This is a genomic window from Candidatus Obscuribacterales bacterium (genome assembly GCA_019744775.1).
Lineage (GTDB): Bacteria > Cyanobacteriota > Vampirovibrionia > Obscuribacterales > Obscuribacteraceae > SBAT01.
In genome coordinates, this window is sequence record JAIETZ010000004.1 from 625,289 (window position 1) to 637,977 (window position 12,689).

The 12,689-nt window shown below is 46.4% G+C and carries 10 protein-coding genes; 6 read left to right on the forward strand and 4 right to left on the reverse strand.

All coding sequences use genetic code 11. From position 1 onward, the window contains the following. Nucleotides 1-20 precede the first annotated feature (20 nt). Entirely contained in the window at nt 21-2,984 is a 2,964-nt protein-coding gene (polA, locus tag K2Y22_12205) for a DNA polymerase I (GenBank protein ID MBX9879213.1), read from the forward strand. 2 nt (nt 2,985-2,986) lie between these two features. On the opposite strand, the gene K2Y22_12210 is transcribed toward polA, so the two are convergent. Continuing rightward, nucleotides 2,987-3,355, reverse strand: coding sequence for a hypothetical protein (locus K2Y22_12210; GenBank protein ID MBX9879214.1), 369 nt, complete (start codon nt 3,353-3,355; stop codon nt 2,987-2,989). A gap of 239 nt (nt 3,356-3,594) precedes the next feature. Here K2Y22_12210 and K2Y22_12215 point away from each other — a divergent pair, with 239 nt between their 5' ends. Continuing rightward, nucleotides 3,595-4,056 carry a hypothetical protein gene (locus K2Y22_12215; protein MBX9879215.1) on the forward strand — a complete coding sequence of 154 codons (462 nt, stop codon included), beginning with the start codon at nt 3,595-3,597 and terminating at the stop codon, nt 4,054-4,056. Nucleotides 4,057-4,097: 41 nt separating this feature from the next. On the opposite strand, the gene K2Y22_12220 is transcribed toward K2Y22_12215, so the two are convergent. Then, nucleotides 4,098-5,468 carry an amino acid permease gene (locus K2Y22_12220; protein ID MBX9879216.1) on the reverse strand — a complete coding sequence of 457 codons (1,371 nt, stop codon included), beginning with the start codon at nt 5,466-5,468 and terminating at the stop codon, nt 4,098-4,100. Between the two features lie 203 nt (nt 5,469-5,671). Between K2Y22_12220 and K2Y22_12225 the strand changes: the two genes are divergently transcribed. Together K2Y22_12225 and K2Y22_12230 are read left to right on the forward strand one after the other, a co-directional pair. Continuing rightward, complete coding sequence (locus tag K2Y22_12225; GenBank protein ID MBX9879217.1) at nt 5,672-6,916, forward strand: 3-hydroxyacyl-CoA dehydrogenase; 1,245 nt, start codon at nt 5,672-5,674, stop codon at nt 6,914-6,916. Next, a complete protein-coding gene (locus K2Y22_12230; GenBank protein ID MBX9879218.1) occupies nt 6,916-7,929 on the forward strand; it encodes an AI-2E family transporter in 1,014 nt (337 codons plus the stop codon). Before K2Y22_12225 ends, K2Y22_12230 begins: the two co-directional genes overlap by 1 nt. Here K2Y22_12230 and K2Y22_12235 read toward each other — a convergent pair. Continuing rightward, on the reverse strand, nt 7,926-8,936 hold the full coding sequence (locus K2Y22_12235) for a sodium:calcium antiporter (protein MBX9879219.1): 1,011 nt from the start codon (nt 8,934-8,936) through the stop codon (nt 7,926-7,928). The genes K2Y22_12230 and K2Y22_12235 overlap by 4 nt on opposite strands. 73 nt (nt 8,937-9,009) lie before the next feature. Here K2Y22_12235 and gatC point away from each other — a divergent pair, with 73 nt between their 5' ends. After that, nucleotides 9,010-9,294, forward strand: coding sequence for an Asp-tRNA(Asn)/Glu-tRNA(Gln) amidotransferase subunit GatC (gatC, locus tag K2Y22_12240; protein MBX9879220.1), 285 nt, complete (start codon nt 9,010-9,012; stop codon nt 9,292-9,294). A gap of 147 nt (nt 9,295-9,441) precedes the next feature. Next, nucleotides 9,442-11,112, forward strand: coding sequence for a CTP synthase (locus K2Y22_12245; GenBank protein ID MBX9879221.1), 1,671 nt, complete (start codon nt 9,442-9,444; stop codon nt 11,110-11,112). On the opposite strand, the gene K2Y22_12250 is transcribed toward K2Y22_12245, so the two are convergent. Continuing rightward, nucleotides 11,109-12,686 (reverse strand): tetratricopeptide repeat protein, encoded by a 1,578-nt coding sequence (locus K2Y22_12250; GenBank protein ID MBX9879222.1) that lies wholly within the window; start codon nt 12,684-12,686, stop codon nt 11,109-11,111. The two genes, K2Y22_12245 and K2Y22_12250, sit on opposite strands and share 4 nt — an antisense overlap. Nucleotides 12,687-12,689 lie beyond the last annotated feature (3 nt).

The following is a 12,689-nucleotide window of genomic DNA, read 5'->3' on the forward strand; positions in this document are numbered from 1 at the left end:
AGAGCATAGAGGGAAACGAAATGTCCGAGAAGCAGAGCAAGAGCTGCCAAGAGCAGGTCGCAGCGGCGCGAACAGCGAACTGCGAGCAGCCAAGCGCAGGCGAGGCTTCGCGAGCCGGAGCGTTATTAGTCCTAGTTGATGGCAGCGCGCTGGCATTTCGTTCCTTCTATGCTCTTTTTACATCCGGATTAAGAAAGGCAGACGGAACAGCAACCTGGGCGGTATACGGCTTCCTTAACTCAATATTTGATCTATTAGAGACACGCAAACCGGACATGGTTGCTGTCTGCTTCGACTTGGCAGAACCAACTTTTAGACACAAAGAATACGAAGACTACAAAGCAAACAGAGCTGAAATGCCTGATGATTTGGCCACACAGTGGCCGATGATCAAAGAGGCAGTGGAATACTTAGACATTCCTATTCTTGAAAAACCCGGCTTTGAAGCTGACGACATCATCGGCACATTGGCTCGCATTGCCGAGCAAAAGAAAATGAATGTGCAAATTCTTACAGGCGACCAAGATGCTTTTCAATTGCTTGATGGACACATTCAAGTATTGATGCCTGGCAAAAATGGTCTTGCTACTTTTGGTCGCGGAGAAGTTTTTGAAAAACTTTCTGTATGGCCAGAACAAATTGTCGACTATAAAGCCCTCTGCGGCGACTCTTCGGACAACATTCCTGGCGTGCGTGGAATAGGACCCAAGACAGCAGTTCAACTTTTAACTGAATTCCAGACATTGGAAAATGTCTATGCAAATATCGACAAGATAAAGTCCAAATCAGTACAGCAAAAACTAATAGACGGCAAGGATAGCGCCTTTGCCAGCCAAAACCTGGCAACTATTCGCTTAGATGTCGATATAGACATTGACTTTGAAAAGCTCAAAGTCACTATGCCTAAAGTTGAGACTTTGGCAAATGGTCTAAAAGAATTCGAATTCAAAAACATGCTGAAGCGCCTGCCAAAAATTTTGGCATCATTCAATAACGGCGTAGAACCTGTAATTGATGAATCCCTTTTGACCATGGGCACTGTGCAAACCAAACCTGCTAAAACAAATGGCGACGCAGCATCAGTCGCACCTCAAGGACAGCAACTCACGTTGGGAGTTGTGTCAACAGATGCCCCTGAACCAATAATAGTAACGACGGAGTCTCAGTTAGAAGATCTCATAAAGCAATTAAGCAAACAAGAAGTAATAAGTGTTGATTTAGAAACAACAGGACTTGCTTCACTAGACACGCAAATTGTCGGATATGCATTTGCCTGGGCAGATGAAGCACGCATGAAAGACTGCCGCGTTTCAAGCTCCAAGGAAAATTGGGATATTCAAACAGCCTATGTGCCCGTTCGCCACTTCGGCTCTCATCAGCTGCCGCAAGAATTGGTTTCAGCCAAACTCAAACCAATTCTTGAAGATCAAAAGATCGGCAAAGTTGCTCAAAATGCCAAATACGAAATGAATGTCTTGTCTTTGGATGGTATTAAGTTTGGACCTGTATGTTTCGATCCATTGCTTGCCAGCTATATTGTCGACCCTGATGAAAAGCACGGGCTAAAAGACCAAGCTGAGCGAATCCTTGGACATCAGATGGTAAAAATAGCCGAGCTAATAGGCACCGGCAAAAAGCAATTGACGATGGAGCAAGTGCCGATATCACAAGCTGCACCGTATGCTGCCGATGACGCCCGGATGACCTTGGAACTGGCGCGCTATTACAGTGCCACTCTCAATCCAACTCAGTTCAAATTGCTGACGGAAATGGATATGCCATTGGCGGCAGTACTGGCAAAAATGGAACAGAATGGTGTTGCCCTGGACTTAGGTTATCTAGGTCTATTCTCCATGGAATTAACGCAAGACTTATCGCGTTTAGAACTGGAAATTTTTGAAGATGCCGGACATTCTTTCAACATCAATTCTCCACAGCAATTACAAAAAGTCCTTTTTGAAGAGCTTAAACTGCCGGCTAAGTCAAAAACGAAATCCGGTTATTCAACTGATGCCAGCGTTCTTGAATCACTAAAAAACGAACACCCCATCATCAGTAAGTTGATGGACTTCAGGCAAATGTCTAAATTGCGCTCAACTTACGTTGATGCTTTGCCGCGTCAGGTAAGCCCGCGCGATAAACGCCTGCATGGAGATTTCAATCAAACAGGAACAAGCACTGGGCGCCTGTCCAGCTCTAATCCAAATTTGCAGAATATTCCCATCCGCACGGAACTAGGCCGTCGAATTCGACGTGCATTCATTCCGGCAAGTGACTCAAATGTTTTGATATCGGCTGACTACAGCCAAATTGAGTTGCGATTACTTGCACACATGTGCGGAGATGAAATACTTCTTGATGCCTTCAAAAAGGACGAAGACATTCATTCACGTACTGCCGCAGAAATCTTCGATAAGGAAATAAATGCCGTTGATTCGGACATGCGTCGAGTCGGCAAAACAATCAACTTCTCGCTCATCTATCAGCAGGGAGCTTACTCAACAGGCTTAGATCTCGGCGTTACAACGAAAGAAGCTCAAGCATTTATCGACAAGTACTTCAGCCGTTATCCCAAAGTACGCAAATATCTAACGGACTCAATTGAAGACGCTCGCAGCAAAGGCTATGCAGAAACAATCTGGGGTCGCAAACGTTATTTCCGTAATCTCAACGACAGAAATGACATGATCCGCAAAGCTGAAGAACGTGCCGCCTGCAATGCACCTCTGCAAGGAAGCGCTGCCGACCTTATGAAGTTAGCGATGATTGATCTCGACAAAGAGCTGACGAAACGCCAGCTCAAAACGAAGCTCATTCTTCAAGTACACGACGAACTCGTCCTTGATGTGCCCAAAGACGAAGTCGATGAAGTAACCAAGATTGTTCGCGAAGCCATGTCGGTAAAGACAATCAACGGCGAAAAATTCCGAGTGCCTTTAAAGGTAGATATCCGTTCCGGTAAAAATTGGATGGAAGCTAAATAAGGCTAAGAGGATTTTTTGCCTGACTTTCTGCCTTTTGACGATTTGCGCCCTTTAGTTGATTTCCGTCCTTTGCGAACGTAAGCTTTTGCTGGTGGCTTTTTAGCCCTTTTGCTGTCTTTGCCGGTGCCCAGTCTTCTGCGAGTTCTTGCTGCAGACTTACCAACTGACTTACGTGATTTCTTCTTAGCAGCTGCCGATTTCCTTCTGCCTGACCCTGACTTTTCTCCCCTGCCGAATTCCTCATTTACAGTGGCCCGAGCTATACCCTTAGCCCTTTTCTCGCTCATCCCCTTTTTCTTATAATCTTCGGCAATGTGGTCTGCCTGTCTTTCCTGCTTATCTGTGTATTTGGTCTTGCTTCCTCTAGGCATTTGTCACATCCTATTTAACGTATGTTGGCAGATGAAAAACCCTATCCCTAGGTTCCCGATCATTAAGAACCGAGAAACCAAGCCCCACGCTCATTTTGGGGCGAAAGATTAAATTGTCAAGAAGTACGTTTAATCTTTTCTTTATAGTGGTAAATAAGGAAATAAGGGTCTGTCTCGGCGAGTTTAATAGCGGGCAGACTGTTGCGTTCAGACACAACAGTCAAAGGGAGTATTGGCAGATGCAGGAAGGTAAGCGGGTCACAGCATCGGCATTAAGTAGCCAGGAAACGGAAAAAGCACAAGTCAGAACACAAGAAACAACACCGGACATTACAATCCGCGCGTTGCGAGTGCGCTACATTGTGGCAGGTAATCCCAACACACCAAAAGAAGTGTTGGCAAAACTTGCATTTGATGAATTGGAAAACATTCGCAGGCGCGTGGCAGAAAATCCGCGCACACCTGTTGAATCACTATCTGCACTAGCACACGACGGCAAAGCCGACGTGCGCTTAGCTGTTGCGGAAAATCCCAACGTACCGGAGCATTTGCTTGAGCAATTAGCTTTTGATGAAGATGCCGATGTACGTTATGGCGTAGCAGAAAATCCCTATATCCCAGCGCAAATACTTGAGCGCTTGTCCGAAGACGACAATCCATATGTAGCATTTCGCGCTCGCAAGACTTTGTCACTTCTGTAACTTAAATTTTCCTCTGTATGGGCGCATTGCATGCGCCCGTATCATTTGGCAGCATTAAGTTTGCTGTGCTTCCTGCCATAGAAGAAGTAGATTAGAAGTCCTAGCGGACAAGTGACTGCATAGACTTTCAACACCAACGGATTGAGGTTGAAAGCAAGAATTGTGCAACCGAGCGCACCTAGTACGCCAACGAGCGGGCTGACTATTTTCAAACGCATTGCGCCTATGCAAACACAGATAAAGGCAACCAGTGTTCCTAAAACCATGATGTCTGAAACATCTTCGAATGGGACAAAACCTGCGCACAGTCCAACGATTGCTCCGTTCAAGAGAATTCCGAAACTTGGATTGCCTTTGTGCACTTTCTTAAATATCGGCGGAAGTAGACCATCTTCAGCCATGTTGCGGAAGATTCTTGGTCCGCCCATACAAAGTACGAGCAATACGTTGAAGATACCCAATACAGCTCCGACTGCGATTAATGTACCAGCCCAGCCTTCGCCGGAAGCAATAAGCAATGAAGCAAGCGGTGCAGAGGCTTCGCTGCCTTTAAATAATGGATTGATGTGTCCGTCTAAAAATACCGGCGCTAGTCCAACAGCGATGGCCATAACGACCACATAGAGCAAAGCAACCAGCCCGATACACAAATAAGTAGAGACTTTTGTATCTCTCAAACTTCTTGATTCACGAGCAAATGTATAAAGAGCGTCAAATCCGACGTAAGGGAAAACAGCAATTGCTGCACCTTGCAAAACACCTTGCCACCCAAGTGGAGCAAATGGCTGCCAGAGAGCCAAGTTGATGTGCTTGAGTCCAGCGCCTATGAATACTACAAGCAAGGCACACTTCAAACATACAAGCAAGAAATTCAATTTGGCGGATTTACTTACCCCACCAAATATCAAGATCATTGTCACCACCGCAACAACACCCATGGCGACGACGTTGCAACCAAATTCAAAATGGTCACCTGTATGCACGGGTCCCATCAAATAAGGAGGTAATGTGTACTTGAGCGCTTTTTGTAGGTACGCACTCCAGCCTATGGCGACAGCAGATGCACCAAAGCTGTATTCAAGGAACAAACCGAAAGCGACGATCCAAGCAATTATTTCGCCTATTGAGTGATAGACATATGAATAAGCGGAGACCCCTTGCGGAACGACGCGTGAAAAACGTTCGTAGCAAATTCCAACAAACAAGAAAACTAAACCGGTAATTACAAATGACAAAATTCCTGCCGGACCAGCTTTTTCTGCAATGCGTCCAGGCATTACGAAAATTCCGGCGCCGATTGTCGCGCCAATTCCCAAAGCCGTCAGCATCAACCAACCTAAATGTTTAGGTGTGTCATCCGCTGAAAGTCCTGGCGGTTGGGCCGGAATTCTTCTCATTAACGATGATGTCATTGCCGATTTCCTATGTAATGCTCCGGCTTCGTTTCACTTCGCCTTCGCTTGCCATCCGACTGTAGCGCTTCGCTCGACTGCGACCTGCTCACCGCAGCTCTTGTCTCACTTCTCGTGGGGCTTTGCCGCTCCGCATCTCCGGCTTGTTCGTAAAAATGCTAGCATAGCTAGGCATTAGGAACTGTTTTGGAAGAGGATTTTCAATGAAGATTCAAAGAGCGGCTGTTATTGGCGCAGGCACAATGGGGGCTGGCATTGCCCAGGTTTTATCGCAAGCCGGAATTGAAGTTATCCTCAAGGATGTTAAGCAAGAGTTTATCGACAAAGGAATAATGCGCATCAAACGAATGTACGAATCCCGCGTCAAAAAAGAAGTTTTGACCCAAGCCGAAGCTGATTACTTATTGGGGTTGATCAAAGGAACAACAAGCTTCAATGCTTTCAAAGATGTTGATTTGGTTATTGAGGCAGCCCTGGAAGAAATAAATGTCAAGCTGGATATATTCAAACAGCTCGATGCCATTTGCCCAAGTCATGCAATTTTGGCAAGCAACACCTCAGCACTTTCAGTTTCTGAAATTGCCGCTTGCACAAAGAGACCTGAGAAAGTCGTCGGCATGCACTTTTTCAACCCAGCGCAAACAATGAAACTTGTAGAAGTTATTCCCGGTTTGAAAACATCCAAAGACACAGTTGCTGCGGTATCTGATCTTTGTCGCGAATTGAAAAAGATCCCGGTTACCGTTCAAGAATGTCCGGGTTTCCTCGTCAACAGATTGCTATTTCCCTATTTAAATGAAGCACTGTATGTTGCCGAAGAAGGCATTGCATCGCTTGATGAAGTGGACAGACTTGTTGTCGAATTTGGTATGCCAATGGGTCCTTATACATTGTTGGATATGACCGGCATTGATATTTGTGCCAACGTCAACAATTTCCTCTACGACCAATACGGTCCACGTTTTGAACCGGCGCAGTTGATCAACAAATTAGTTGCATCGGGCTTCAAGGGACAAAAGAGTGGAGCAGGCTTCTTCATTCATGATCCAAATCAAGTTCCGAAAAAAGACGAGCCTAAAAAGGTAAATCCGGAATTGGCAAAAATTCTCAAGTCAATCAACGAGAATAAAAAGCCGGTTGCTGACCCACGTCCATTTGATGTTTATCGCGTCATTCTTCCTATGTTCAATGAAGCAATTTACGCCATTCAAGAACAAGTCGTGGTTCCCGGCGATGTTGATGTAGCTATGCAATGGGGCTGCGGCATGACCAAGGGGCTTCTAACAATTGCCGAGCACAAGGGACTGGAGTGGTGCCTCAAGGAGCTTAAGTCATACGAGAAAATCCATGGCGAAAGATTCCGTCCAGCCTGGCTCTTGAGCAAGTTGGTCAATGCCGGTATTCATGATTTCACACAACTCAATGCCACACCAGCCGCGGTGCGCTAATGCTGTTTCGTTGGGTTGCCACTTTTCTCATTATCTGGTTTATCTACCACGTTAGATCAGTATTCCCACCGTTTATCGTCGGCGGCATACTTGCATACTTGTTATTACCGCTTGTGCAGAACTTATCGACGTCCTTAAAGATAAAACCAACTCAAGCAGTTGCCATCGTCTATCTTCTAGGCGCAGTTGTTCTCATCATATCCGGATGGTTCTTCCTGCCGCTCTTGTCCGAACAGTGTGTTGCTCTGGCTATGCACCGTCAAGAAATTATCACCAACATCGTTAGGCAAGCAGCCGAAACATTCAGCCTGCAATTAGATGTGGACACAACGGCCAATCAAATTATTGCCAATATTGAAGAAAGCTTCGGCAAACCAGAAGAGATAGTGCATATTGGCGGTCTTTTGTCTCACGGCTTGCTGGGAATTCTTGTTTGTGTTGTATCTTCCATCTACTTCATCATCGATAAAGAACGCGTCGGTAATTTTGCTATACGTTTTCTGCCTGCAGATAAGCGAGAGCAAGTTGTGAATTTGTCCGGGCAGATAAACCAAATGATGAGCAATTACGTAAAAGGACAATTGATGCTTATCATCATCATGTCCAGCATTGCTTGGGTATTTCTGCACTTTGTTATTCATCTAAAATACGCGCTTGTAATTGCTTTGATAAGCGGCTTTTTGGAAATCATCCCAGTACTTGGTCCTATCATTGCCACGACAATTGCCGCTCTTGTCGGACTGGCTCAATTTGGCGTGATGGCAGCATTAGGTATAATTGGTTACTATACTCTTGCTCGTTGGTTTGAAGACTACGTCATTGTGCCGAAGATAATTGGGCACGCAGTCGAGCTTCATCCACTTATCGTTATTTTTGCTGTTTTATGCGGTGAAGTAATGGCAGGAGCCCTGGGCATGCTAATTGCTATTCCTGTAGCTGCCTGCTTCAAACTAATTCTTGAGTCAATAACACATCCGGCAAAACTAGCCCAGGATGCTCGCGAGTCTAGCTAATCTCTTAGTCCTAAGAACAAGAGAAGACCAATTGTTAGGGTATAAGCTATAGCACCCATCATCAAATGTTGTGGTTTCAGCCTGTTGGCTTTCATAAGCCAACAGAAAGTACTGCAGCTAAGAAGAGCGACTATTCCGGTTAAAGTGGTGCCATTATCGAGGTGCCAGTCGGTAAAGGCCATGCCAAAGGCAACAGGAATACAGCTCTGAAATACAAGCGCCCCTGTAATATTACCCAAAGCAAGAGTGTCCTTGCCACTACGCGACCAGAGGAAACTATTTATTTTCTCCGGCAGTTCAGTGGCAATGGGAGCAAGTATTAGAGAAAGCAAAACAGCCGGTGTGCCCAGTCCAACAGCTAATTTTTCAACATAATTGACGAATAAATAGGCACCACCGGTGATACCAAGTATACCGGCTACGACTTGCGGAATTATTACAGTTAAACGCTCTGGTTTCTCTTGCAATATCTTGGCAAAGTGAAGGTGTTCCGGGGCAGCTCCAACCTCACCTTCATGCCTGAAAGTTTTATATATGTATACCCCATATATCAGCAAAAGTCCGGCAGCGAGAAATGCGCGAATCTCGTGAGGCAGATGAAATATGCTCGCAGCAATTGCAATTGAGTAGGAGAGGATAAAGAAGGCAAAATCACGTGTGATTATAGTGCTGTTGGCCTTTACGTGATTTTCTCGACGCCCTTTCTTGGCATAGGACCAGATAGTAAAACCACAAAGCGCTAAGGTCAGAGTAGACAGCATGAAAGGAGCGCCCGCAATAGCTCCTATGCCAACTTCTTCGCCGTGACGGGTATTAAAGAAAGCCACCGAGACAAAGGGAATAAGCGTTTCAGGCATGGCTGTTCCGACAGCGGCAAAAACGCTGCCAACAACACCCTCACTGACATTCAGACGCTGCCCGAGCCACTCAATTCCATTAGTAAATACCTCGGCCGAAACGAGGATTATGACGAGGGCAATAATTAGGAAAGCCGTCTCTAGTAACATTTGCCCACTAATTCACGTTGCACCAATCGACTTATGTTAACATGCCTTGGTTGTAGGACTATGCGGGGGCATTATGCTGACAGCGGAAACAGTTGAGCATGTGGCAAAGCTGGCCAGACTGGCATTGACCGAGGACGAGAAGAAGCTTTACGCAGAGCAGCTCAGCAAAATTATTGACTACTTTGATGAACTGAAGGCAGTCAATACCGACGGCGTCGAACCGATGGCGCACGCACTTAATATTGTCAACGTTTTGCGTGAAGACGTGGTGAAAACCCCACCAGGCAGGGACTTATTACTTAAAAATGCGCCGGATCAGGAAAATGGCTATTTCAAAGTTCCTAAAATTGGTGAATAATAATTGAGTTACTGAGCTAGACCAGAAGCCGAACAAGAGCAAGCGGAGCAAGAGCGGCGATGAGCCGGTCGCCGCGAAGCTAACAGGCAGAGCCGGATGGCTAGTGAAGATGTAGCGATAGCGGAATCGGAACGTTAAAGGAGAAATATGAACACCAGATATGTTTTTATAACTGGTGGAGTAGTCTCCTCGTTGGGCAAAGGAATTATCGCCTCATCCCTGGGACGTCTACTTAGAGCCCGGGGCATTAGCTGCACAATTATCAAACTGGATCCCTATCTGAACGTCGATCCGGGCACGATGAGTCCCTATCAGCACGGTGAAGTGTACGTAACCGAAGACGGAGCAGAAACGGACTTAGACCTAGGTCACTACGAGCGCTTCATTGCTGTCGATATGAGTCGTGCCAACAACGTAACAGCCGGCACCATATACAAGAGCGTCCTTGAGAAAGAGCGTCGTGGAGATTATCTAGGCGGCACCGTGCAAATGATTCCGCATGTCACCAATGAAATCAAAAATTTCATTCGCAAAGCAGCGCAAGTCTCAGGTGCAGAAGTTGTAATTGTCGAAGTCGGCGGCACGGTCGGCGACATTGAAAGTCTAATTTTCCTCGAAGCAATTCGTCAAATGCGCAAAGATGTCGGTCGCGATCACTGCTGCTACATTCATGCAACACTAATCCCCAATCTTAGAACGACACAGGAATTAAAAACAAAACCGACGCAACACTCCGTCGATCTGCTGCGCAGTCGCGGTATTCAGCCGGATATTCTTGCTTGCCGCACGGAAGTTCCTCTTTCCACATCCATTCGCGAAAAACTTTCGCTTTTCTGCGACGTAAATATTCATGGCGTCATTCCATGCCGTGACGTCTCCCACCTCTACGAAGTACCTCTTTATCTCGAGAAAGAAGGACTTTGTAATCAGGTGCTGGAAGTCTTACATATGCCAAATCCATCACCGGATTTAACTTCCTGGACAGAACTTGTCGAACGCATTAAGCGCCCGACCAAGACAATCAAGTGTGCAATTGTAGGCAAATACGTCATGCTTTCCGATGCCTATATTTCGGTTGTGGAGGCACTTAAGCACGCCGCTACCCAGCACAACGCTCAGGTGGACATTAAATGGGTACTTTCAGAAGACATTGAAAAAGACGGTGCTGAAGCCCATCTTAAAGGCGTAGATTGCATCCTAGTGCCCGGTGGCTTCGGAGACCGCGGCATTGAGGGCAAAATCCAAGCCGGCGAATATGCCCGTGTCAACAAAATCCCTTACTTGGGACTTTGCCTCGGCATGCAGACAGCCGTTATCGAGTTTGCTCGCAACGTCGCTAAGATGACCGATGCTCATTCGACGGAATTCAATCCCAATTCGCCTTATCCGGTTATCGACCTGATGCCCGACCAGCATAATGTCGTCCACAAGGGCGGCACAATGCGTTTAGGGCGTTACCCCTGCCATCTAACGCCCGGCAGCATTGCCGAGCGCTTATACGGCATGCCGGACATCTCTGAGCGCCATCGTCATCGCTATGAAGTAAACAATGACTTCAGAGAGAAGCTTTCCGAGCACGGTTTATCCTTCTCGGGACTGTCACCTGACGGTCGCCTGGTGGAGATAGTCGAGATAAAAGACCATCCGTTCTTCGTAGCTTGCCAGTTCCACCCAGAGTTGAAGTCGCGTCCGGAGACTCCACATCCGCTCTTTGTAGGATTCATGGAAGCAGCATCTCTCAAGGGTGCAAAGAAACAAGAATCCGGACAGGGACAAAGCGTCGTTAGCTCAAAACAGTCTTTCGAACCAAAGCCCTAATCGTAGATCTCCAGGTTAAATGCCTGCTTCGGCGTGAGGTTTCTCACGACCTGTACTGTCTGCGGTTGTTCGCCGAATGCCAGCCAAGGAACACCTCTAGCCTGCGATTCCCAGAACATCAATTCCTTAGATAAAGCGTCTTTCTCAGCAGCAGTTGTAGTTTTGGCTATCTTCTCGGAAATAGTTTTTTGCATGGACTGAGAACAAGCCGTTATGCCGCCGGCGATTCTTTCGCGCTCTGCCAGACCATACAGATAAGATTCACCTTGAATGGCTCCTTCCCAATAAAGTGTGTGTGCCGTTCGCAAGTTTTCCTCACCGCCGAGTGCACGTAGCACATCAGCCAGACACGGTATGTGCTCACCAATACGGTGATCGCCTGCCGGATACTTGTCTCGTTTTAGTTCAAGAGCGCGAGATATAAAGTCTTTCGACGTTTGGAAATCACCATTTTGGTAGGCGTAACTACCTCGTCTATCAAGCGCTGTTATCAATCGGCCGTCGAAAGATCCGTGCTTATCTTCAATTATGTTGATTGCCTTGGCATAAAACTCATCTGCCTCAACATGCTTCTTTTGCAAGTGATGAAGATCAGCCATTTTTTCATAGAGTGTAGCCAGCGGAAGCTGATCCGTTTTCGGAAAGTTCTTCTCACGAATTTCCAGCGCCGCGGTATAAGCTTCATGAGCCTGTCCAAAGCGATTTTCGATCTTATACCAATTGCCCATATCAATGAGGGAATCTGTAACATCCATTTTTTCAGATGGCGCATTTTTCAAGGCATCAATAGCTTGTTTATGGTGCTTAACTGCTTCCGCTTCCAATTTTTCAGTCGGGTGCAGAATTTGCTCAACCCTGCTCAGTCCCTTAAATTGATCAATCTGCTTGAATTTGCAGCGAGCCAACTTGTCATTCAATTCACCGATGAGCAAGTGATTGTCACCTTCTCGCTTCTCTGCAAAAGCGAGAACTCCTTTTAAAGCAGAAGCTGCTTTGTCGTAGTTGCCTTTCATAAAGAGATCGTCGGCTATCCTGGTACATCCACTTGGATCGACTTTGCAGCGCTTAAGAAAGGACAATCGTCCTACTCCTTCTACTCCAAGAGGCGCCAAGCCAAGAAGTGCCGCACCGCCATCGAGAGTAGTACGAGCTATTTCTTTCTCTGCCATTTTGACGCTGTGCGAAATATTCTTACCATTCAGCCAAGTGTCATCTAATCCCTTTTGAATTGTTTTCCAACGCTGAGTGTCACGCGCCATATCAGCGGCAGTAAGACCCGAATAGGCAAACCCGCCAACATTGAGCAGTATCTTGCCCGCTGATTGGTAGCGATTAAGAAGCGAAGTTGTTATTTTAGTCACGCCGTAAGAGCCGACAAAAAAAGTGGCGAGTTTATTGGGAGAAGCTTCCAGAAATTCCTTTGTAACTTCGTCTGCTTTATCAATCATGCCGGCGCCCAGCGCTTGTCCGACAAAACCTATTTCACGAAGAACTTTTTCACCGACAAATGCGTTGTCGTCATCCAAATGAACAGTGCCGAATTTGTCTGTTATTTGGCGAGCCGGATTAGCCATTCT